At 69.8% G+C, this 22,592-nt stretch carries 20 protein-coding genes; 13 read left to right on the forward strand and 7 right to left on the reverse strand.

Annotated features, from left to right (window positions below):
- Positions 1–9: 9 nt before the first annotated feature.
- Both purE and ACXJKA_RS15155 read left to right on the forward strand, forming a co-directional pair.
- Complete coding sequence (gene purE / locus ACXJKA_RS15150; protein WP_456826042.1) at positions 10–549, forward strand: 5-(carboxyamino)imidazole ribonucleotide mutase; 540 nt, start codon at positions 10–12, stop codon at positions 547–549.
- A 71-nt stretch (positions 550–620) separates the two neighbouring features.
- A complete protein-coding gene (locus ACXJKA_RS15155) occupies positions 621–1,748 on the forward strand; it encodes an acyltransferase family protein (protein ID WP_456826043.1) in 1,128 nt (375 codons plus the stop codon).
- Positions 1,749–1,752: 4 nt separating this feature from the next.
- Here ACXJKA_RS15155 and ACXJKA_RS15160 read toward each other — a convergent pair whose 3' ends face one another.
- The 3 genes from ACXJKA_RS15160 to rfbB form a co-directional block, all read right to left on the reverse strand.
- Positions 1,753–2,661, reverse strand: a complete 909-nt coding sequence (locus ACXJKA_RS15160) for an LCP family protein (protein ID WP_456826044.1) — start codon at positions 2,659–2,661, stop codon at positions 1,753–1,755.
- A gap of 522 nt (positions 2,662–3,183) precedes the next feature.
- Positions 3,184–4,431, reverse strand: a complete 1,248-nt coding sequence (locus ACXJKA_RS15165) for an LCP family protein (RefSeq protein WP_456826045.1) — start codon at positions 4,429–4,431, stop codon at positions 3,184–3,186.
- A 115-nt stretch (positions 4,432–4,546) separates the two neighbouring features.
- The gene (rfbB, locus tag ACXJKA_RS15170; protein WP_456826046.1) at positions 4,547–5,542 is read right to left on the reverse strand and encodes a dTDP-glucose 4,6-dehydratase; all 996 of its coding nucleotides are present in this window, start codon (positions 5,540–5,542) and stop codon (positions 4,547–4,549) included.
- A gap of 259 nt (positions 5,543–5,801) precedes the next feature.
- Between rfbB and ACXJKA_RS15175 the strand changes: the two genes are divergently transcribed.
- Positions 5,802–6,257 (forward strand): GtrA family protein, encoded by a 456-nt coding sequence (locus tag ACXJKA_RS15175; protein WP_456826047.1) that lies wholly within the window; start codon positions 5,802–5,804, stop codon positions 6,255–6,257.
- A 13-nt stretch (positions 6,258–6,270) separates the two neighbouring features.
- Here the strand turns inward: ACXJKA_RS15175 and ACXJKA_RS15180 are convergent, their stop codons facing one another.
- Both ACXJKA_RS15180 and ACXJKA_RS15185 read right to left on the reverse strand, forming a co-directional pair.
- On the reverse strand, positions 6,271–7,350 hold the full coding sequence (locus ACXJKA_RS15180) for a glycosyltransferase family 2 protein (protein ID WP_456826048.1): 1,080 nt from the start codon (positions 7,348–7,350) through the stop codon (positions 6,271–6,273).
- The gene (locus tag ACXJKA_RS15185) at positions 7,347–8,438 is read right to left on the reverse strand and encodes a glycosyltransferase family 4 protein (RefSeq protein ID WP_456826049.1); all 1,092 of its coding nucleotides are present in this window, start codon (positions 8,436–8,438) and stop codon (positions 7,347–7,349) included. The genes ACXJKA_RS15180 and ACXJKA_RS15185 overlap by 4 nt, the downstream gene beginning before the upstream one ends.
- A gap of 201 nt (positions 8,439–8,639) precedes the next feature.
- On the opposite strand from ACXJKA_RS15185, the gene ACXJKA_RS15190 reads away from it, so the two are divergent.
- The 4 genes from ACXJKA_RS15190 to ACXJKA_RS15205 are packed head-to-tail and all read left to right on the forward strand — an operon-like array spanning position 8,640 to position 14,216.
- Complete coding sequence (locus ACXJKA_RS15190; protein ID WP_456826050.1) at positions 8,640–9,446, forward strand: ABC transporter permease; 807 nt, start codon at positions 8,640–8,642, stop codon at positions 9,444–9,446.
- On the forward strand, positions 9,443–10,645 hold the full coding sequence (locus tag ACXJKA_RS15195; RefSeq protein ID WP_456826051.1) for an ABC transporter ATP-binding protein: 1,203 nt from the start codon (positions 9,443–9,445) through the stop codon (positions 10,643–10,645). Before ACXJKA_RS15190 ends, ACXJKA_RS15195 begins: the two co-directional genes overlap by 4 nt.
- Positions 10,642–11,721 carry a class I SAM-dependent methyltransferase gene (locus ACXJKA_RS15200; RefSeq protein WP_456826052.1) on the forward strand — a complete coding sequence of 360 codons (1,080 nt, stop codon included), beginning with the start codon at positions 10,642–10,644 and terminating at the stop codon, positions 11,719–11,721. The genes ACXJKA_RS15195 and ACXJKA_RS15200 overlap by 4 nt, the downstream gene beginning before the upstream one ends.
- A gap of 2 nt (positions 11,722–11,723) precedes the next feature.
- Positions 11,724–14,216, forward strand: coding sequence for a glycosyltransferase (locus tag ACXJKA_RS15205; protein ID WP_456826053.1), 2,493 nt, complete (start codon positions 11,724–11,726; stop codon positions 14,214–14,216).
- On the opposite strand, the gene ACXJKA_RS15210 is transcribed toward ACXJKA_RS15205, so the two are convergent.
- Entirely contained in the window at positions 14,197–15,315 is a 1,119-nt protein-coding gene (locus tag ACXJKA_RS15210) for a glycosyltransferase family 4 protein (RefSeq protein WP_456826054.1), read from the reverse strand. The two genes, ACXJKA_RS15205 and ACXJKA_RS15210, sit on opposite strands and share 20 nt — an antisense overlap.
- A 57-nt stretch (positions 15,316–15,372) precedes the next feature.
- On the opposite strand from ACXJKA_RS15210, the gene ACXJKA_RS15215 reads away from it, so the two are divergent.
- Positions 15,373–16,518, forward strand: a complete 1,146-nt coding sequence (locus ACXJKA_RS15215; RefSeq protein WP_456826055.1) for a glycosyltransferase family 4 protein — start codon at positions 15,373–15,375, stop codon at positions 16,516–16,518.
- A gap of 6 nt (positions 16,519–16,524) precedes the next feature.
- On the opposite strand, the gene ACXJKA_RS15220 is transcribed toward ACXJKA_RS15215, so the two are convergent.
- Positions 16,525–17,142, reverse strand: a complete 618-nt coding sequence (locus tag ACXJKA_RS15220; protein WP_456826056.1) for a dTDP-4-dehydrorhamnose 3,5-epimerase family protein — start codon at positions 17,140–17,142, stop codon at positions 16,525–16,527.
- Between the two features lie 112 nt (positions 17,143–17,254).
- Between ACXJKA_RS15220 and rfbD the strand changes: the two genes are divergently transcribed.
- The 5 genes from rfbD to ACXJKA_RS15245 all read left to right on the forward strand — a co-directional run bounded on the left by rfbD (position 17,255) and on the right by ACXJKA_RS15245 (position 22,545).
- Complete coding sequence (gene rfbD / locus ACXJKA_RS15225; protein WP_456826057.1) at positions 17,255–18,100, forward strand: dTDP-4-dehydrorhamnose reductase; 846 nt, start codon at positions 17,255–17,257, stop codon at positions 18,098–18,100.
- An 88-nt stretch (positions 18,101–18,188) separates the two neighbouring features.
- A complete protein-coding gene (locus tag ACXJKA_RS15230) occupies positions 18,189–19,409 on the forward strand; it encodes a nucleotide sugar dehydrogenase (protein WP_456826058.1) in 1,221 nt (406 codons plus the stop codon).
- Complete coding sequence (locus ACXJKA_RS15235) at positions 19,406–20,188, forward strand: glycosyltransferase family 2 protein (protein WP_456826059.1); 783 nt, start codon at positions 19,406–19,408, stop codon at positions 20,186–20,188. The genes ACXJKA_RS15230 and ACXJKA_RS15235 overlap by 4 nt, the downstream gene beginning before the upstream one ends.
- Positions 20,189–20,191: 3 nt before the next feature.
- Entirely contained in the window at positions 20,192–21,217 is a 1,026-nt protein-coding gene (locus ACXJKA_RS15240; protein ID WP_456826060.1) for an NAD-dependent epimerase/dehydratase family protein, read from the forward strand.
- Positions 21,181–22,545 carry a hypothetical protein gene (locus ACXJKA_RS15245; protein WP_456826061.1) on the forward strand — a complete coding sequence of 455 codons (1,365 nt, stop codon included), beginning with the start codon at positions 21,181–21,183 and terminating at the stop codon, positions 22,543–22,545. The genes ACXJKA_RS15240 and ACXJKA_RS15245 overlap by 37 nt, the downstream gene beginning before the upstream one ends.
- Positions 22,546–22,592 lie beyond the last annotated feature (47 nt).

The raw sequence follows: 22,592 nt of genomic DNA on the forward strand, positions 1-22,592 counted from the left end.
GAGACCACGATGGCAGCGCAGGCCCAGGTAGGGATCGTCATGGGTTCCGACTCCGACTGGCCAGTGATGAAGGCCGCGGCGGAGGCGCTCGCCGAGTTCGACGTGGCCGTCGAGATCGACGTGGTCTCTGCGCACCGCCAGCCCGACAAGATGATCGCGTACGGCCGGACAGCGGCCGACCGTGGCCTGCGGGTGCTCATCGCGGGCGCCGGGGGAGCCGCGCACCTGCCCGGCATGCTTGCGGCGGTCACCACGCTCCCCGTGGTCGGTGTGCCGGTCCCGTTGGCCTACCTCGACGGCATGGACTCGCTGCTCTCCATCGTCCAGATGCCGGCGGGCGTTCCCGTGGCGACCGTGTCGATCGGCGGTGCGCGCAACGCCGGGTTGCTCGCCGTGCGGATCCTGGCGTCCGGCGAGGGCGAGCAGGCCTCCCGCTTGCGGGCCGCGATGGCCGCGTTCCAGGAGGACCTGCAGGGGCAGGCGGACGGCAAGGGTGAGCGCCTCCGGGCGCAGACGACGTCCCGACCCACCGTGGGCTTCAGCGTCTGACCGTGTGAAGGGTCCGTGGGGACGCCTCGCTCGAGGTGCGAGGTCCTGGACGCCTGCCTACCGTCGAGCGGATGACCTCCGCCCCCCGGCCGCGACTCGCCGCTCTCGACGCCCTGCGGTTCCTCGCCGCCGCGGCGGTGGTTCTCTACCACTTCACGGGACGCACCAGCAGCGCGTGGGGCCCGGACCAGGCGGAGCAGCTGGGCGGCGTCGGACGGTGGACGTCCTACGGGTCGCTCGGCCCGGAGCTGTTCTTCGTCATCAGCGGCTTCGTCATCCTCATGACGGCGTGGGGCCGACCCACCGCGCAGGTCGTCGCGTCCCGCGTCGGCCGCCTCTACCCGGCGTACTGGGTCGCGGTGCTGTCCGCCGGGCTGCTCCTTCTGGTCATGTGGCCGCAGGGCAAGGCGATCACACCGCACCAGGTCCTCGCGAACCTCACGATGCTCCAGCCGGCCCTCGGCGTCGAGCACGTCGACGGCGTCTACTGGACGCTCTGGACCGAGCTGCGCTTCTACCTCCTGCTCGGCGTCTTCTCACTGGTGGGCATCACCCGGCGCCGCGTGCTCGGCGTCGCGCTCGCGTGGCCCTGGGTCGCGCTGCTCGCGGAGCGCTCCGGTTCCGATGCGCTCGCCACGCTCCTGATCAGTGACTACGCGCCACTCTTCGCGGCGGGCATGGCCCTGTTCGTGCTGCTGCAGGACCGCGCTGCAGAGAACCGGACGATCGTGCCGTGGGTCGCCGTCGCGACGAGCACCGGGCTCGCCGTCGCGCTCGTCGTCCCATCGCGGGTGGCGGTGCTCGAGCGGACCACCGGGTACACGCCCTCACCGACCCTGCTCGGACTCGCGGTCGTCGGTTGTGTCGCCGCCGTTGCGGTGGCCGTCCTGACCCGGGTGTCACGCTGGCAGCATCCGGGCCTCGTGACGCTCGGCGCGCTCACCTACCCGCTGTACCTCATGCACCAGTACTGGGGTCTCGCCGTCATCCGCGCCCTGGCGGACCGGGTGCCCGCCGCGGTGGCGCTGACCGCGGCCCTCGTCGTCGTGACCGCTCTCGCCTGGGCGGTGCACCGGTTCGTCGAGGTGCCGTGCGGCCCGTGGCTGCGCCGCGCGACCCTGGCCGCGCTGGAGCGCCCACGGTCCGCCTTGCTCGATCGCGTCATGCGCGGGCCACGGCTCGTCGAGGCGATGGCCTGACCGTTCAGGCGCCGGGCATCCCGCCCACCGGCCCGGCCGGCAGAGAGCCGTCGCGGATCGCGGCGAAGAACGCGGGCGCCGCGTCGGGGTCGAGCCTGACCGTGGAGCCGACGCCGCCCGGTCGGTAGTCGACGTCCGAGATCGGCGGGGTGCCCGTGATACCGCCCGCGCCGTTGGCCGCCTTGAACGCGAGGGCGAGCTTGGCCATGCCGGTGATCCCCGTGCCCTCGTCTACCGTGAGCGCCGCCGTGCCGGCGTCGATCAGTGCGACCTGCTGCCCCGGGTGCACCAGCAGCGTGGTGGGCTTGACCTTCGCCATGACGGCGCCGATCAGCTGGCGCTGGCGTTCGGCGCGGCCCACGTCGCCGCTCGGGTCGGACTTGCGCATCCGGGAGAAGGCGAGCGCCGCGGTCCCGTCGACGTCGTGGCAGCCTGCGGCCCAGACCATTCCCGAGTCGGCGTCGTTCACGTCGGCGTCGTAGCAGAGGTTGACGCCACCGACGCCGTCCACGATCTGCTCTACGCCGGCCATGCCGATCTCGGCATAGTGGTCGACCGTCATGCCGGTGAGGCCCTCGACGGTCTGCACGAGCAACGGAGCGCCACCCCAGGAGAAGGCCGCGTTGAGCTTCGAGGGGTCGTGGCCGGGGATCTCCACGTACGTGTCCCGCGGCAGGGAGATGAGAGCCGTCGGGCCGTGCTCGGGCACGTGCAGCAGCAGGATCGTGTCTGTGCGCGCGCCCTCGGTCCCGTCCTCGCCGACCGAGCCGTCGGCACGCGAGTCGGAGCCCGTGAGCAGGTACGTCGTGCCCGGCGTGTTCGCGGCGCCGCTCAGCGCCGCGGTGTGCTGGATCTTGCCGTTCGCCCACACGGCCAGGCCGATGGGCCAGGCGAGCAGGGCGGCGAGCACCACGACGGTGACGACGGCGATGATCGGGCCGCGGTGGCGGCGACCGGCCGACGCGCCGTCGGGTGCCGTTGGTCGGTCTCGGGGGGTCGATGCCGGACGGGGACCGGCGGGCCGCGACGGCGGGGCGGCCGACCCGCGAGCCACAGCAGGTCGCGACGACGTGCTCCGGGGGAGCGAGGCTGGTGCGGATGTGGGCCGGGCAGTCGACGGGGTCCGGGAGTGGCCGGACACCTCGATGGCCGCGGGACGCTGGGGGCGGCTGGACGGCGCAGTCGGTGAGATGGACGCGGGCTTGTCGGTCCTGCTTTGCGCGGGCGTTGCGGTCGCGGGCCGGGCCTGAGCCAGTGGGGGACGGGTCGGCTCAGCGGCGTCCGGTCGTGGCGTGCGGCTCGGCGCCGACGGGCGTGCGGGCCGCCCGACCACGATCGGCGCCACGTCGGGTGCCGGGTCGGCCGGTCGTCGCGAGGCGCCAGGCGCGAAGCTGGGAGGCGGCGTGCGGGTGGTGCGCTCGTCGGAGCTCATCCGTCAGCAGACGTCGGTCGTGTCGTCGACCGTGAACGCCTCGTGGCCGGCCTTCTTGGTCTCGGCCGGCGTCGGGGTGTCGGCCGGAACCGGTGCCTCGGTGGCGCCGGGCGTCGTCGGCGCGGCCGGCGTCGTCGGAGCCGCGGTGGGGGCGGGCGTGGCCTCGCCGAGCGCGGGCACGTCGTTCGCCATGTTCGACCACACCGTGTCGGCGGCGGCGGTCCACTCGACCCGGTTGGGGTCCGACTTCGCGGGCGCGAACGGGATCGTCATGAAGGTGATGTTGCCACTGTTGATGTTGCGGAGGTTGTAGGCGAGGCCGGTCATGTTGCTGATCGACATCGTGTTGTCGGTCGTCAGCGAGCTCGTGGCAGCGCTCAGGAACGAGATGAGCTTCTGCGGGTTGGTGATCACGTCGCGGGACAGGACCTCGCGGACCATCGCCGCGATGAGCTTCTGCTGGTTGCCGATGCGGTTCGTGTCCGAGCCGTCGCCGACGCCCTGGCCCTTGCGCGCCCGGGCGTACGCCAGCGCGGTGGGACCGTCGAGGGTCTGGTATCCCGCCGTCAGGTAGAGCCCGGCGTCCTTCGATGTCATGTCGTTGGGGATGCACATGGGGACGCCGCCGATCGCGTTCACCATCTGCTGGAAACCGGCGAAGTCCACGACGATGAAGTGGTTGATCGGCAGGCCGGTGTTCTGCTGCACCGTGTTGATGGTGCACGCCGCGGCGGACTCCATGTCGCCGCCGTTGTCCCACCCGGTCGCGAACGCCGAGTTGAACATGCCCCGTGTGGCGCGGGTGGTCTTGCCGTTGGTCATGGTGCAGGAGGGGATGTCCACCAGCGAGTCGCGGGGGATCGAGACGAGCTCGACGCGTGACCGGTCGGCAGAGATGTGCAGCACCATGGTCGTGTCGGAGCGCATGCCCTCGACCTTGCCGCCGATCTCGCCGTTCTCACCGTCCCGCTGGTCCGAGCCGAGGATCAAGATGTTGACGGCCTGCCCGGCGTTCGGGTCGTCCGGGTCCGGCGCCTTCGACTGCGACGGGATCGGCTGCACGAGGGCGGAGACGTCGACCTTGTCCATGTTGCCGTTGAGCTTGGCGGCGACCGCGGCGACCCCACTGGCCCCGAACACCACGACCGCGGCCAGGGTGAGCGCGATCCCACGGAACACCCGGTGGGTGTGCAGGGATCGCGCGTGCCGGGCAGCACGGGGGCGTGGGACAGCGGCGTGGCGGTTGGTCACGTCGACGATCGTAGGAGAGCACTTCCCCTCTGGGGCGGAGCGCGCGCAGCGACGCGGTGGAGGATCTGTGCAGATCAGCGACCGATCACCGCGACGCTGCCGGCTGAGCCGACGACTACCGCCCCAGCTGCGCGTACTTCGCCTCGGTCGCGTCCTTCTGCGGCCGCCACCACGACTCGTTGGCCTGGTACCAGGCCACCGTGGCCTCGAGCCCCGCGCGGAAGTTCTCGTACTTCGGGGCCCACCCCAGCTCGTCGCGAAGCTTCGTGGAGTCGATCGCGTAGCGGAGGTCGTGGCCCGGGCGGTCGCTCACGAGGTCGTACGCATCGGGGGACTGGCCCATGATCTCGAGGATGTCCTCGACGACCGTCTTGTTGTTCTCCTCGCCGTCTGCACCGATCAGGTAGGTCTCGCCGAGGCGGCCCCGCTCGATGATTGCCCAGACCGCGCTGTTGTGGTCCTCGACGTGGATCCAGTCGCGCACGTTCTCGCCCGAGCCGTAGAGCTTGGGCCGCACCCCGTCGATCACATTGGTGATCTGGCGCGGGATGAACTTCTCGACGTGCTGGTACGGACCGTAGTTGTTCGAGCAGTTGGAGATCGTGGCGCGGACACCAAAGCTGCGGGCCCACGCGCGGACCAGGAGGTCGGAGGCCGCCTTGGTCGACGAGTAGGGGCTCGAGGGGTTGTACGGGGTGTCAGGCGTGAACTTGGCCGGGTCGTCCAGCTCGAGGTCGCCGTAGACCTCGTCCGTCGAGATGTGGTGGTACCGCACGTCGTGCCGGCGGACCGCCTCGAGCAGCTGGTACGTGCCGATGACGTTCGTGCGCACGAACGGCCACGGGTCGTGCAGCGAGTTGTCGTTGTGCGACTCGGCCGCGAAGTGGACCACCAGGTCGACGTCCTTGACCAGGGTGTCGACGATGTCCGGGTCGGCGATGTCACCCTTGGCGAAGACGACCTTGCCGTCCACCGGGTCCAGGCTGCGCTCGTCGCCGGCGTACGTCAGGGCGTCGAGCACGGTGACGCGCACGTCAGGGCGCTCGCGCACGGTCTGGTGGACGAAGTTGGAGCCGATGAAGCCGGCTCCGCCGGTGACGAGCAGGTGCATGGAAGGAATGCCTCCTTGGTCAGGTTCCGACCCATGAGCGTAGCGCCCGAATTGACGAGCACTGCTCCCAGGGTCACGCGCGTCCGGTCGCGCGCCGGCGTGGGCGGTCTCACAGCGCGGCAAGACGCGCGGAGGGATGCTCAGGCGCTACCCTCGTCGCGTCGCGCCTCCAGGCGCGCCAGGACGTGAGGGAGATCCGTTGCGAGGTCGGACGCGAGCAGAATGGCGTGCTACGGCTGTCCACGTCTTCCGGGACGCGGTGAAGTTCGGTGCCGTCGGCGTCGTGGGGTTCATCGTCGACGTCGGCCTGTTCAACCTCCTCGCGTATGGCACGCAGCTGCACGACTCGCCGCTCGTCGCCAAGGTCATCTCCGTCGCCGTGGCGACCGCGGTGACGTGGCTCGGCAACAGGTACTTCGTTTTCCGGCATCGTCGCGGACGTGCCGCGGGCCGCGAGGCGGCGCTCTTCGCGCTCTTCTCGCTGACCGGCATGCTCATCTCAGTGGGGACGCTGTGGTTCTCGCACTACGTGCTCGGCCTCACCTCTCCGCTGGCGGACAACATCAGCGCGAACGTCCTCGGGCTCGGCCTGGCCAGCGCGTTCCGGTTCGTCACCTACCGGACGATCGTCTTCCGGCACGTGCCGGTCCCCGCGGCGGCGGTCCGCGTCCCCGCGCCCGCCGTGGCTCTCGACGCCTCGGTGCCGACGCACTGATCGACGACCGGGCTCAGGCTCGGTAGGACCCCGCCGTCCCCTGACCCCTGGTCAGCAGCTGCTGCACGGTTCCGCGGGAGACGTTCGCGTCGCGGCCGATGCGCCGCCGCTCCCGGAGCAGGTACGGGAGCATGCCCAGGTAGGAGACGAGGGCACGCAGCCGGGTGCGCACGGCCGGCCACGGTTGCCGTCGGCGCAGGCCGATCGAGGCGGTGGTCACCACGAACCGCAGGACGCACCGCGTCGCCATGCCGGCCGACGCCACCTTGGTGAGCATGGCCAACCGGTTGCGTTGGTCGTGGAACCGGAAGAAGTCGCTTCCCTCACGTGACGAGGCGGCGTGCAGGTGCGACACGACAGCAGTCGCGCGGTGCTCGATGCGGTAGCCGGCGAGTCGCAGCCGCCACGACAGGTCCGTATCCTCGTAGTACATGAAGAACCGCTCGTCGAACGTGCCGGTGCGTTCGAGAGCCGACATCCGCAGGATTGCCGCGGCCCCACTGATGCCGAAGACGGCTCGCGCCGGGGAGTGGCTCCGCGCGTCGGCCAACCAACCCCGGTCGACGCCAAAACCGTCGGATCGCACCTCGTTGCCCGTGGAGTTCACCAGACGCACGGTGCCCGCGGGGTCGGTCACCCACCGGCCGTCGGGGCCTTCCAGGACATCGCCGTCCTCCGGTCGCGCGGGTCGGAAGCGGGCTTCCAGGAGCACGGTGGCTGCCATCGCCGCGACGTCCGGGTCAGCGGCGTCCATACCCTCGACCAGCTCACGCACAAAGTGGAGGTCGGCCGTCGCGTCGTTGTTCAGGAGGATCACGTACCGCGAGCGCACGGTCGCGAGCGCGACGTCGTTGCCACCGGCGAAGCCCAGGTTCCGCTCGTTGCGGAGCAGCCGGACGTCGGGGAAGTCGCGCGCGATGATGTCGGCGGTGCCGTCGGTCGAGGCGTTGTCGACGACCACGACCTCCATCCGGACCCCGCCCAGCTCCTGCTCGGTCAGAGACCTGAGACAGCTGGCGACCAGGTCCGCTCCTTGATAGGTGACGGTGACCACGGTGACGTCGGGCGTGCCCGAGGCGTAGGGATCGTTCACGGCTGAGTGACCGCTACATAGGCGTCACAGGTCGCGCGCGCGCAGTCGAGCCACGTGAACTGCCCTGCTCGCTCGCGGCGGCCCGCCGCCTCTCCGGGGAGGCGGGCGGCGCGCCCCAGGGCGGCCGCCAGAGCGGAGACGTCGTACGGGTCGGCGTACTCGGCGTACCCGCCGACGACCTCGCGCAGCACGGGGATGTCCGCCGCGACGACGGGCCGCCCGACCGCGAGCGCCTCGAGAGCCGGCAAGCCGAAGCCCTCGTCGATCGACGGCAGCACCAGGGCGACGGCGCCGGCCACGAGCGACTGCAGCGTGGCGTCCGCCAGCCACCCGGTCAGGGTGACGCCCGGTACCGCGGTGAGGCTTGCTTCGCGACCCGCCGGCCCTGCCAGCACAAGCTCGGGAGCCTCCGGGTCGTCGTCGCGCAGCGCGGCATGCGATGCGAGCAGGCGGGGCAGGTTCTTGCGAGGGTCGAGCGAGCCGACAAAGACGAAGTACCGCTCAGGTACCCCGAGGTCGGCGCGAGCTTTGCCCGTGAGGGGTTGCGCGGCGAACCACGAGGCGTCGACACCGAGCGGCGTCACGGTCAGACGCTCCGTCGGCAGGTCGTAGCGGTCGGCGACGGCGTCCGCCACGGTGCGAGTGGGCGTGACGACGTGCGCACCCCGAGCCAGCGCCCGCGGCACCAGCTCGCGGTAGGCGAGCGACGCCTCGCTCACGGTGTCGGCGTGCAGCTCGTACGTCAGGTCGTGGATGGTCACCACCTCACGGGCCCGGCGCGTGGGCGGCGAGACGAAGTTGGTGCCGTGGAAGACATCCGTACGGCCGACCAACCACTCGATCGGCGGCACGTCGCGGTGCATCCAGCTGGTCCGCAAGACCCGGGCTGGGACCCGCGGCCCGACCTGCGGCACCCGCAGCACCGGGTCCACCCGGTGGTGCCGCGCGGACCACGTGGTGAGCTGGGCGCTCGAGCCGGGAAGCCGCTCGTCGAGCGCCCGGGGCAGGGTGCGGAGGAGCTCTCGGACGTAACGCCCGATACCCGTCGGCGTCCCGAGCAGGGGTGTGCCGTCCACGGTGATCCTCACGGCCGCGATCGTCTCACGGCTCGTCCGGTGCGCTCCGTTGCGTCCAGACGGGCGCCCTGGGTGACGAGGCCCACGCCTCGTGGGTGAGGTCCGCTGAGCGGCGATGTGTATTCTCGATCGCTGCGCACACACTCTCTGCGAGCGCATCCACTCTCTGAACGGACATCGGCCTTGGGCATCCTTACGGACACGCGAGAGGTCGTGCACTCTCGCGAGCTCCTCGTCAATCTCGTACAGCGAGAGCTCCGCAGCAAATACAAGGGCACCGCGCTCGGGTGGGGCTGGTCGCTCCTCAACCCGCTGGCTACCACGATCATCTTCACGCTCGTCTTCTCGACGATCATGCGGGTGGTCCCGCCGGTCGGGGTCAATGGGCTGCACAGCTACCCGCTCTTCCTCCTCTGCGGCCTGCTCACCTGGAACTTCATGGCCGGAGCTGTCCAGGGAGGCCAAGGAGCGCTCGTCGCCAACGGCAACCTGATCAAGAAGACGTACTTCCCCCGCCGGCTCCTCGTGCTCGCCACCGTGATCTCCGCGTTCGTGACCTACCTGATCGAGATGGGTGTCCTCGCGGTGATCTTCCTGGTCGCCCGCGTCAACGTGTTGCCGTGGATCGTGCCAGTGCTCCTGGTGATGATCCTGGTGGGCTTCTTCTCGCTGGGCCTGGCGCTGGCGCTCTCCGTGGTGAACGTCTACTTCCGGGACGTGGCCCACTTCGTGGCGCTGTTCATGCAGATCTGGTTCTATGCCACGCCGATCATCTACCCGATCAGCCTCATCGAGGGGATCCAGGACGGGTCGAGCTGGGCGTCGAAGCTGCCGCTCGAGACGATCTACTCGCTCAACCCGATGGTGGGCTTCGTGGAGTCCGTGCGGGACATGCTCTACTCGGGGCACCTGCCGTCGTGGCAGCCGCTCGTGTACTGCCTGCTCGTGACCGTGGTGCTCCTCTGGCTCGGCAACCGGGTGTTCGCGAAGCTCGAGTCCAGACTGGCGGAGGAACTGTGACTGAGGTCATCCAGGCGACGGACATCGCGAAGCGGTTCCGGATCTACCACGAGCGCAACCAGTCGCTGAAAATTGCGATGATGCGCCAGCGGCGTGCGAAGTTCGACGAGTTCTGGGCGCTGCATGACGTCTCGTTCGCCGTCAAGGAGGGCACCACCTTCGGGCTGGTCGGGCACAACGGGTCCGGCAAGTCGACGATGCTGAAGGTTCTCGCCAAGATCCTCGTGCCCGACCGCGGACGCGTCGCCGTGACCGGCAAGGTCTCGGCGCTGCTGGAGCTCGGTGCCGGCTTCCACCCCGAGCTGTCGGGCCGAGACAACGTCTACCTCAACGGGTCGATCCTCGGCCTCCGCAAGGAGGAGATCACGAGGCGGTTCGACGACATCGTCGGGTTCGCGGGCCTCGAGAACTTCATCGACACCCCGGTCAAGAACTACTCGTCGGGCATGTACGTGCGGCTGGGATTCTCGGTCGCCATCAACGTCGACCCGGACATCCTCATGATCGACGAGGTCCTCGCGGTGGGTGACGAGGAGTTCCAGCGCAAGTGCATGGAGAAGTTCAAGGACTTCAAGGACCAGGGCCGCACGATCGTCGTGGTGAGCCACGCGCTAGGAACGATGCGTGACCTGTGCGACGAGGTCGCCTGGCTCGACCACGGCCGGCTCCTCGGCCTGGGCAAGCCGAACGACGTCGTCGACGAGTACGTGGACAGCTCGCACGTAGACCGCGAGGTGCAGCCGTCGGGTCCGGAGGGCAACGCCCGCCACGGCTCGGGGGAGATTCGCGTCGAGGGGGTCGAGCTCTTGCACGGCCGCGAGAGCGCGCAGCCCCACACGGGGGACAAGGTGACGCTCCGGCTCCACTACGCGGCGAGCGCCGACGTCTCCGGCGTCGTTTTCGGCATCGGGTTGCACACGATGACAGGTCAGCACGTCACCGGGCCGAACACCAAGGACGCCGGGCTGCTGGTCGACGTGCGACGTGGCACGGGAACGGTGGACCTGGACATCGACCGGTTGATGCTCCTGCCAGGCACCTACGACGTGTCGACCGGGGTGGCAGACTCCATGCTCGTCCACACATTCGACCACCAGACTCGCGCGCTCCGCTTCGATGTCCTCCCCGGAGAGCCGGCGGAGCGTTTCGGCGTGGTGAGTCTCGGCGGTACCTGGAACGTCAAGGAAGGTGTCGCGTGAGCGAGAACCCCCCGCAGGCGCCCACTGTCGGCGGAAAGACCTACCGCTCGCCTGAGGCGCTCGAGCTGCCCTTCGACCAGTACCAGCGGTACGCGACGGCGGCACGCGTCGTCGAGGCTCTGGGCGGCGTCGACGGCAGGACCGTGCTCGACGTCGGCGGTGCGCCCGGGTTCATGGAGGTCTTCTTTCCGGGGGCCCAGGTCGCGATCGTCGACCGGTACGGCTCGCACAGCGGGAACTTCATCGTCGCGGACGGGGCTCGCCTGCCCTTCGACGACGACGCGTTCGACGTCGTCCTCACGCTCGACGTGCTCGAGCACATTCTTCCGCCCTTCAGGGCGCCATTCTTGTCCGAGCTGCGCCGCGTGGCCCGCGACTACGTCGTCCTGAGCGCACCGCACGCCACAGACGGCGTGGAGATGGCCGAGGCGGCGCTGCAGAGCTTCGTGACCGCACGGTTCGGTGAGGTGTTCGGCACGCTGCAGGAGCACTCCGACAACGGGCTGCCCCGCATCGAGGAGACCCTGGCCGCCCTCGGTGCGGACGACTGGCACGCGGCGCGGCTGCCGAGCGGCTACCTCCCGCGGTGGCTCCTCGGCATGCTCTTCCACCACGAGCTGCTGGCCGTCGGGATGCCCGAGCTCCCGCAGCTGCACCGCTTCTACAACGAGCGTCAGTCGCTGCTGGACAACGCCGAGCCTTCCTACCGGCAGGTGGTCGTCGCGTCCGCGACGCGGACCCCGGCGGAGCTGGATGCCCTGGTGGAGAGCCTGCGGAGCCCCGGCGCAAGCGTGGACTCGCAGGTCACCCTTGGTGCGATCGGCGCCGCGGTCCTCGGTGCGCGCCTGCGGACGACGGGAGCGGTCGCGGAGGCGGAGCAGGAGGCCGGCCGCCTGCGGGACGAGCTGACCACGGCACGGACCGTGATCGCCGACCGCGAGGCGCACGCTGTGTCATTGCGCCAGCAGCTCGAGACGGCCGAGGCCGAGATCGCTCGGCTGCGCGAGCCCGCGCCCCGGCGCGGCTTGCGTGGACGTTCCAAGGAATCCCGAAATCAGCAGGGGGAGAGCACGTGACAGTGAGTCGCAGACAGGGCGTCGTCTCGGTCATCGTCGTCAACTACAAGGGCGCCGAGGACACGATCACCTGCTTGAAGTCGTTCGCCGACGTGGATTGGCCGGCGAAGGACCTCGAGCTGGTCGTGGTCGACAACGCGAGCGGCGGCGATGACGTCGAGCGGATCCGCCGGGCAGTGCCCGAGGCGGTCGTCGTCGTCTCGGAGACCAATCTCGGCTTCGCGGGCGGGTGCAACCTCGCGGTCAAGAAGAGCACCGGCGAGTACGTCGTCTTCATCAACAACGACGCCCGCCCTGACAGCGCGTTCCTCAGTGAGGCGATCCCGGTCCTCCGGCGGTCGTCGGACGTCGGGGCCGTGGCCACCAAGGTCCTCGACTGGGAGGGCAACTCGATCGACTTCGCGGGCGCCGGCATGTCCTGGTACGGGCAGGCGTTCAAGAAGGGCGTCGGGGGGCCGGCAGAGTCGGGTCCGGACCACGAGACCGACGTCCTGTTCGGCACGGGCTCCTCGCTGATCATGCGGGCCGAGGTGTTCGAGAAGGTCGGCGGGTTCGACGAGAGCTACTTCATGTTCTTCGAGGACGTCGACCTGGGGTGGCGCCTCTGGTTGCTCGGCTACCGCGTGCGGTACGTGCCGACGTCCATCTCGTTCCACCGGCACCATGCGTCGATGTCCTCGATCGGCTCGTGGCGGGAGAAGTTCCTGCTCGAGCGGAACGCGCTCTACACGATCTACAAGAACTACGACGACGAGAACCTCCAGCAGTTCCTGCCGGGGGCGATCGCCCTGGCGATCCGCCGCGGCGTGGTCCTCGGCGGGGACGACCCCACCGAGCTGGACCTCGCGTTCGGACACGACGCCGCGGAGGGACCCTCGACCACGGTGTCGCGGACGGCCCTCGCGTCGACCTACGCCGTCGACGAGTTCGTGCGCCGGCTGCCCGAGCTGGCCGCCGAGCGCGCTCGGCTGCAGGGGCAGCGTCGCCGGGACGACGTCGACATCCTGCGCCTGTTCGGCGACGCGCTGCAGCCGAACATCAGCGACGCCGGCTTCGTCGGCGCGTACGACGAGGTGGTCGAACGGTTCTCGATCCGGGAGGCGTTCGACCGGCGACGCCGGATCCTCGTCGCGACGGGCGACACGTTGGCCACCCGCATGGCCGGCCCCGCCATCCGAGCGTGGAACATCGCCCGCCAGCTGTCCACCGAGCACGAGGTCCGACTCGTCACGACGGCTGCGAGCAGCCTGAAGAGCGCGGAGTTCGAGATCCGGCATGTGAACGCCCTCGACATGGTCGAGATGGAGGCCTGGGCAGATGTCATCGTCTTCCAGGGCTTCCTGATGCACGAGCACCCGGTGCTGCGTAACAGCTCCAAGGTGATCGTCGTCGACATCTACGACCCGTTCCACCTCGAGCAGCTCGAGCAGGCGCGCGACCTCGGCGAGGCCGGGCGTCGTGAGGTCGTCAGCTCGTCGACCGGCGTCCTGAACGAGCAGCTCGCGCGTGGCGACTTCTTCATGTGTGCATCAGAGAAGCAGCGTGACTTCTGGCTCGGCCAGATGGCGGCTCTCGGTCGGCTCAACCCGATCGTGTACGACGAGGACGAGACGCTCGGCTCGCTGATCTCGGTGGTGCCGTTCGGCGTGAGCGAGACGGCGCCGGTGGCGACCACGCCCATGGTCAAGGGTGTCATCCCCGGGATCGGCAAGGATGACAAGGTCGTCCTGTGGGGCGGCGGGATCTACAACTGGTTCGACCCGCTCACCCTCATCCGGGCCATCGGCAAGGCCAAGGAGCGGGTCCCGGAGATCCGTCTGCTGTTCATGGGCGTCAAGCACCCCAACCCCGCCGTACCCGAGATGCGGATGGGTGTGGCCGCGCACAGGCTCGCCGAGGACCTCGGGCTCCTGGGCAAAGAGGTCATCTTCAACGAGGAGTGGGTACCTTACGACCTGCGGCAGAACTTCCTGCTCGAGTCGGACATCGGTGTGAGCACGCACCTCGACCACATCGAGACGGCGTTCTCCTTCCGGACCCGGATGCTCGACTACATGTGGGCGTCGTTGCCGATCGTCTGCACCGCCGGCGACTCGCTCGCGCAGCTCGTGCACGACCGGGACATGGGCACGGTGGTGCCGCCGGGAGACGTCGACGCTCTGGCGGACGCCCTCGTCGACCTGCTGACCGACGAGGAGCGCGCCCGGGAGGTCCGGGCGAACGTCGCCACGGTCGCACCGGAGTACATCTGGTCGCTCGCGCTCGACCCGCTCGTGCAGTTCTGCCGGCGCCCGCGCCGAGCCCCTGACCTCGTCGGTCCCGACGCCCCCGCGATGCTCGGCTCGTTCGTGCGGGTGGCGGAGCCGACGTGGGGTGGCGTGAAGGGCGATGTGGGCCTGTTCCGCGAGTACTTCAATGACGGCGGGGCGCGCCTTGTCGCGTCCAAGGTCAAGAGTCGGCTCAGCCGCGTCGTGCTCAGGCGCGACCCGTCCTGACCACCGACCGGTAGGCCCGCAGCGTCTCTTCGGCGCTGCGGGCCCAGCTGAACCTGGCGGCGCGCTGCAGCCCGCGAGCCGCGAGCTCGTCGTGCCGGGGACCGATCGCCTCGCGCAGCGCGTCCGCGAGGGCGCCCGCGTCGGTCGCCCCGACGGTCAGGCCCGCGTCTCCGACTACCTCAGCACACGCCGTGCCGAAGGACGTCACCACCGGCGTCCCGTGGGACATGGCCTCCAGGACCGGGAGCCCGAACCCTTCGGACAGCGACGGGAAGGCAAACGCACGGGCACCGGCGTACAGCGCGTGGAGGTCGACCCGGTCGACCCGACCCGTGACTCGAACCCGCGCCCGGACGGCGTCGGGGACGGCGGGAGGCTCGCCCCATCCCGGGGGCCCGACGAGGAGCAGGTCGGGTGCCTCCGGATCGCGTGCCAGCTCGGCGTACGCCGCCAGCAGCGTTCGGACGTTCTTGCGTGGCTCGGTCGTCCCGGCCCACATGACGTAGGGACGGTCGTCGGCGTACCGCCGACGCGCCGCTGCGATCTGCGTCGCGTCCGGTCGCACCACGGTGACGCCGTGCGGGACGACAGTCAGACGGTCGTCGTCGATCCCGGCCTCGCGGCACTCGTCGGCGGTCGCCTGTGAGGGGACGATGACGGCAGCCGCTCGGTCGAGGACCTCCTGAAGCGCCCTGCGGAAGAACGCGTTGCCGCGGTCGGTGAACAGCTGAGGCCGCTCGAGGAACGCGAGGTCGTGCACGGTCACCACGAGCGGCCGCCGGGTGGCGGGAAGCGCCCAGGTGGTGGCGTGCACGACATCGAGGGAGGGCACCCTTCCCTCCACCCGCGGTCGGTGCAGGCTCTGCCATGACTGGTAGAGCGCGGTCCGGGGGAGTCGCGACCGGACGACCGGCACGTCGATCGCCCAGTCGTCGTGAGGTCCGGCCCGGTGACGTGCGGCCAGGCCGACGGCCCGGACGTCATCGCGTGTGGCCAGCGCCCGCAGGAGCTCCACGATGTACGTGCCGGACCCTCCCGGGGCGGGCTGCCAGAGCTGCTCGACGACCAGCCCCGCGCGCAACGGTTCGAGAACGGGCATCCCGACAGCCTAGGGCGCTGTCGGGCACGCCCGGCGTCGATGGAAGGATGGTGGCCCGTGAGCCTCCGCGTGCTGATCGATGCCACTGCCGTCCCCGCCAACCGAGGCGGTGTCGGTCGCTACGTCGACGGCATCGTGCCCGCGCTGGTCGCCACCGGGCTCGAGGTCGTGGTGGCGGTGCAGCGCCGGGACGCCGAGCACTTCGCGGCCTCGGGTGCGGAGGTGGTGGCGGTACCCACTGCCGTCGAGCGTCGGGCGGTCCGGTTCGCGTGGGAGCAGACAGGTCTGCCGCGGCTGGCAGGACGGGTGCGTGCGGACGTGCTGCACAGTCCTCACTACACGCGGCCGCGCGTGCTCGGCGCGGCGTCGGTCGTCACGCTGCACGACGCCACCTTCTTCAGCCACCCGGAGCTGCACGACCGGGCGAAGGCCCGTCTGTTCACGGCGTCGACCCGGACGGCCGTGCGCACTGCCGACGCGCTCGTGGTCCCCTCGGCCGCCACGCGCGACGAGGTGCTCCGCTACGTCGGCGGGGACGCCGACCGCTTCCACGTGGCGTACCACGGCGTGGACCCCCAGGTGTTCCGGCCGGTGGCGGCGTCCGAGCGTCAGCGGGTGGCAGCCTCGCTCGGGCTCGGCACGACCCCGTACATCGCCTTCCTGGGCACGCTGGAACCCCGCAAGAACGTGCCGGCGCTCGTGCGCGCGTGGGTGCAGGTCGCCGGGGCGTTTGACGACCCGCCGGCTCTCGTCCTGGCCGGGGCGAAGGGCTGGGACGACGAGATCGACGCTGTGCGCGCACAGGTCCCCGACGGGCTCCGCCTGGTCGTCTCTGGCTACCTGCCCCTCGAGGACCTGGCTCCATTGCTGGGCGGCGCGCAGGTCGTCGCGTACCCGTCCCTGGGCGAGGGGTTCGGGTTGCCCGTGCTCGAGGCCCTCGCGTGTGGGGCCTGCGTCCTGACGACCCGCGAGCTCTCGCTGCCCGAGGTGGGCGGCGACGCGGTTGCCTACAGCGACACGACGAGCGCGTCCATTGCCACGGAGCTAGCCGCCCTGCTGGTGGACACGACACGACGCGATGCGCTCGGCCGCGCCGCGCTCGCGCGCAGCGCCAGCTTCACGTGGGACCGGTCCGCCACGGCGCACGTCGAGGCTTACGAGGCCGCGCTTTCGCGGCGCAAGAACCGGTCCGCGCGACGCTGACCCGGCTTACTCTCGCAGGCTGGCGACGTACTCCTCGACCTGTTCCAAGGTGGGCAGCAGGCCGGACGCGCGTGCCTCCGACAGGCTCGGCGCCCCGAGGTCCTTGTCCGACAGCTTGGGCGTGATGGGGCGCCCCTGACGGTCGGTGGTCGGCCAATCGATGCCGATCTCGGGATCGAGCGGGTGGATGCCGTGCTCGCGACCCGGGTCGTAGCCCGTCGAGCACAGGTACAGCACCGTCGAGTCGTCCTCCAACGCGATGAACGCGTGCCCGAGGCCCTCGGACAGATACAGCGCGCGGCGGTCGACGTCGTCCAGGACGACCGCGTCCCACCGGCCGAACGTGGGTGAACCCACGCGGATGTCCACAGCCACGTCGAGGATCGCGCCCTTCGCGCACGTGACGTACTTGGCCTGCCCAGGAGGCACGTCCGCGAAATGCACCCCGCGCAGCACTCCAGCCTCCGACACCGAGCAGTTCGCCTGGCTCAGTGCGAGCGGGTGACCGAGCGCCTCGATGAAGGGGTCGGCCTTGAACCACTCGAGGAAGACTCCACGAGGATCGCCGAACTGACGCGGGGTGAACTCCCACGCGCCGGGTACCTCGAGCTCGCGGACGCGCACGACGCACTCCTTCTGCTTAGGGGTTGGGCGCTCCAGCGTAGCCGGACGCCTACGCTGGGTCCTCGTCGTGCCCAGGGGAGGAATCGTCCCCGGCGGAGCTCAAGGAGAGATCGTGCGCTGGTTGGTGACCGGTTCGAACGGCATGCTCGGCAAGGACCTCGTGGCTCTGCTCGGTGCGCGCTCGGACGACGAGGTGACCGCCGCCGACCGTGCGACGCTCGACGTCACCGACCCCGTGGCCGTGGACACGCTGGTCGCCGGTCACGGCGTCGTCGTCAACTGCGCCGCGTGGACAGCGGTCGACGATGCCGAGACCTCCGAGGGACGGGCGTTCGACGTCAACGGCACGGGCGCGGCTCACCTCGCCCGGGCCGCGGACCGGCACGGCGCACGGATCGTGCAGGTGTCGACGGACTACGTGTTCGACGGTCGGGCCTCGTCCCCGTACCGGGAGGACGCGCCGGTGGGACCGCGGTCCGCGTACGGGCGCACCAAGGTGGCGGGGGAGTGGGCCGTACGGTCTCTCGCCGCGAACCACCTCGTCGTCCGGACGGCCTGGTTGTACGGCGAGCACGGGCCGTGCTTCCCCAAGACCGTGCTGCGCGTCGTCCGCGAGCGCGGTGGCATCGACGTGGTCGACGACCAGATCGGCCAGCCGACGTGGACCGCCGACCTCGCCGACCTGGTGGTCCGGCTCGTCGACGGGGACGCCACGCCGGGGACCTACCACGGCACGTCGTCCGGGAGCGTGTCGTGGTGGGGCTTCGCGCGAGAGGTCGTGGCCGCCGCAGGCCTCGACCCCGAGCTGGTGCGGACCACGCCGAGCGACGCCTTTGTCCGCCCTGCGCCGCGGCCTTCGTACTCGGTGCTCGGCCACGACGCGTTCCGAGAGACGGACGTCGCGCCGATCGGGCGATGGGACGAGCGCTGGAGGGTCGCTGCGCCGGCCATGGTCTGAGCTGCAGGCCGCGCCACGGCGGCGTGGACCGGGAGGGTAGGCTGTCGCCCGCCCGCCCCGGCTCCCCCGTCTGTGGAGGTCCTTCTGCATGTCGCACAACCAGCCCCAGGCAGTCACCGCCTTCGAGCGTGACGTCGTCGTCGTCGGCGGCGGTGGTCACGTCGGGCTGCCGCTCGCGATCGCTCTCGCGAGCCGCGGAGCCAGCGTCGCGATCTACGACCTCAGCCAGTCCGCCGTGGACCGGGTCATGAACGGTGTCATGCCGTTCATCGAGCCGGGCGCGCAGGAGCTCCTCGAGAAGGCGCTCGCCGACGGGCTGCTGACGGCCACCACCGACTCGTCCGTCGTCGCCTCGGCGGAGAACGTGGTCGTCGTCATCGGCACACCGGTCGACGAGCACCTCAACCCCGACCCGACCGCGATACCGAAGGCCCTGTCGGCCTGCGCCGACTCGTTCCGCGACGGCCAGCTCCTGGTCCTGCGCAGCACCGTCTACCCGGGCGTGACGGCGCTCGTCGAGAAGATGGTCGCCGCCCTCGGCGTCGATGTCGAGGTCGCCTTCTGCCCGGAGCGCATCGCCGAGCACAAGGCGATGGAGGAGCTGTTCGACCTCCCGCAGATCATCTCGGCCCGCACGGAGTCCGGCCGGGTGCGGGCCGGCGCCTTGTTCGGCAAGCTCACGGACCAGCTTGTGCAGCTGGAGCCCGAGGAGGCCGAGCTGGCCAAGCTGTTCACCAACACGTGGCGCTACATCAAGTTCGCCGCGGCGAACCAGTTCTACATGATGGCGAACGACCGCGGCCTGGACTTCGACCGCATCCGCAAGGGTCTCGCGCAGGACTACCCCCGCGCCGCGGACATGCCCGGGGCCGGCTTCGCGGCGGGTCCGTGCCTGTTCAAGGACACCATGCAGCTGGCCGCTTTCAGCGACAACCAGTTCGCGCTCGGTCACTCGGCGATGCTGGTGAACGAGGGGCTCCCGCTCTACCTCGTGAGCCGCCTCGAGGAGCGCTTCGACCTGTCGACGATGACCGTCGGGATCCTCGGCATGGCATTCAAGGGTGGGTCGGACGACATCCGCTCCAGCCTCTCGTACAAGCTGCGCCGCGTGCTCGACTTCAAGGCCGGCAAGGTGCTCGCCACCGATCCTCACGTGACCGTCGACCCGGAGCTGGTTCCGCTCGAGCAGGTGCTCGCCGAGGCCGACCTGCTGATCGTCGCGACCCCGCACGCCGAGTACCGCGATCTCCAGACCGACCTCCCGGTCGCCGACGTCTGGAACCTGCTCGGCAACGGGGTGCTCGTGTGACCCACGGCGCATCCCCCCGCGTCTCGGTCATCATCCCGGCCTACAACGAGGGCGAGCACATCGTCCCCGCGCTGGACCGGATCTTCGAGGCCGTCCAGCTGCCCTGCGAGGTCGTCGTCGTCGTGGACTTCGCCGAGGACACCACCGTCCCGGTGGTGGAGCAGTACCGGGTGGACGAGCCTCGGCTACGGGTCGCGATCAGCACCTACGGTCGGGGCCCCGCCAACGCGATCCGGTTCGGCATCGACGACGCCCAGGCGCCGACCGTCGTCGTGACGATGGCCGACGGGTGCGACGACCCCCGGCAGATCGACGACCTGGTCCGGCTCGTCGAGCGCGGAGTCGTCGTCGCGGCGGCCTCCCGCTACATGCCTGGCGGCGCACAGGTGGGCGGTCCGTTCCTCAAGTCGTTCCTCTCGCGCTCGGCCGGGCGGTCGCTGCACACGTTCGCCCGCATCGGCACCCGCGACGCGACGAACTCGTTCAAGGCCTACGACGCGGAGTTCGTCCGCTCCGTCGGCATCCACTCGCGGGACGGCTTCGAGATCGGGCTCGAGCTGACGGCCAAGGCGCGCCGGCTCGGTCGGCCCGTGGCCGAGCTGCCGACCATCTGGCTCGACCGCACCTTCGGCGAGTCCAACTTCAAGCTGGCGCAGTGGATCCCGCACTACCTGCGCTGGTACCGCTTCGCCTTCGGGCACAGTGCCACCCCCGAGCAGGTCCGGGCCCAAGCGGCCCGTCTGGTCGAGTCAACGAACGACGACGTGAAGGACGGATAAAGCATGGAGAAGGTTCTGGTCAGCGGTTCCGCTGGCTTCATCGGTGGGTATGTCGTGGAGGAGCTCCTCAGCCGCGGCTACGAGGTCGTCGGCATCGACAACTACTCGAAGTACGGCAAGGTCACCAAGTCGTACGACGACAACCCGAACTACCACCTGACCGTCGGGGACGTGCGCGAGACGAAGCTGATGACCCAGCTGCTCTCCGACTGCGACCACTTCATCGCCGGCGCCGCCCTGATCGGAGGGATCTCCTACTTCCACACCTACGCGTACGACCTGCTGGCCGAAAACGAGCGCATCATCGCCTCGTCGACCGACGCCGCCATCGCCGCGCACAAGGAGGGTCGCCTCAAGAAGGTGACCTACATGTCGTCCTCGATGGTGTTCGAGTCGACGACGTCGTGGCCCTCCAAGGAGGGTGACGAGCGCATCGTCCCGCCGCCGCTGTCGTCCTACGGCTTCCAGAAGCTCGCCGTCGAGTACTTCGCGCGCGCGGCCTGGGACCAGTACAAGCTGCCGTACACGATCCTGCGGCCGTTCAACTGCGTCGGCATCGGCGAGTCCCGCGCGCTCGGTGACGTCGAGATCGACTCCGGCAACGTGAAGCTCGCCATGAGCCACGTCGTGCCCGACCTCGTCCAGAAGATCCTCAAGGGCCAGGACCCCGTGCACATCCTGGGTGAGGGCAACCAGATCCGGCACTACACGTACGGCGGCGACCTCGCCCGCGGCATCGTCGACGCGATGGCTCACCCGGACGCGCTGAACGACGACTTCAACCTGTCGACGCCGGACGGCCACACGGTGACCGAGCTCGCCGAGATCATCTGGCACAAGATCAAGGGCGACGACGTCCCGCTGACGCTCACCCACGACCCGGCCTTCGAGTACGACGTCCAGCGCCGCGTCCCCGCCACCGAGAAGGCCAAGCGCGTGCTCGGCTTCGAGGCGACGACCAAACTCGAGGACATGCTCGACGAGGTCATCCCGTGGATCGCGCAGGCGATGAAGGACGGGACGATCTGAGCGAGGTTGTTGAGCGTTCGATCGCCCCGGTAGGAGACCGTTCCGAGCTGACCGGGGAGAGCCGTCGAGCACGGCGACGGGACGCCCTACTCGCGACGGCGTTCCTCGTCGTCTCGACCGGTCTCCTGCTGGTCATCGGAGATGGCATCCGGTCCATGAACCGCATCTGGGCAGAAGATGGAAAGGTCTTTCTGCACGGTGCGGCGAGCGGATCATTGTGGGCGACCGTCCTCACGCCGTACGCGGGCTATGCCCACGTCGTGCCGCGCACCCTGGCTGCCGTCATCGCGGTCTTCCCTTTCGGAGTCTGGGCACCCGCCACAGCGGTCGTCAGCGCGTTGGCGCGAGCCTCCATCGCGGTGCTGCTGTGGTACGCACTGGCGGATCACATCCCGAGTCGCGCCTACCGATGGGTGATGGCGGCTGTCGTCGTGCTGATGCCCGTGGCGGGTATGGAAGTTCTCAACAACCTGGCAAACCTGCACTGGTTCCTTATCGTTGCCGGTGTCGTCTGCGCGGCCTGGAGTCCGCGTCGGGTTGGGGGCACGGTCGTGCGCATCGCGGTCATGGTCTTGGCTGTGCTGAGCGACCCACTCGCCTTGGTGGCACTCCCGGTCTTGATCGCCCAATTGATTCGGAGCCGGGGCCGGCAAGATCTGGCAGCTCTGGTCGCCGTCGTCGCGGCCGCGGTCGTGCAGCTGGGGGTGGTGTTCGGAACCGCCAGAACACCGGCAGAGGATCCAGTCGGTCCCGCAGACTTTCTCTGGACCTACGCCATCAGGATCGTCTTCGGAGCTCCGAGTGGCTTTCACCTCGCCGAGGCGTGGTACCGACATCCCGTCGCCGTCGTGGTGGTCGTCTGCGCGGTGGTCGTGTGTGTGGCCATAGGGATCACGACGCGCGGCCCTCAACGGTTCCTGGCTGTCTACACCGCAAGCGTGTCGGTTGGGCTCTATGCGGCGATGATGCATTTCACCCCGAGTGCCGAACCGCTGATCCCCGCGGCAAACCTCGACGTCAGGTACTTCTCGCGTTACACCGTGGTGGCCGGACTTCTCCTGTTGATCGCAGTACTTGCGGGTGCGAGTGTGCGCAGCCCGCGTTGGGCATCTCTCATCGGCCGGACCGCTGGCGGGGTACTTCTCACGGTGTTCATGGTCGGCGTGTTCGTGGACCTGGGGACATCGCCGACCGAGGATCGCGTTGAGTGGAGTGAGATGGTGCCGTTGATGCAGGACCGGTGCAGCTCCGGCGCAGGAACTGTCTCCGTCCCGATCGAACCGTTGAGCTGGCAGTTCGTCGTGCCATGTTCCGTCGTGGAACGGTGACACCGTGGTGTCATCCCATCGTGCCGCGACGGCGCCTGGAGGCACGC

Source organism: Cellulomonas sp. P5_E12, from assembly GCF_054049315.1.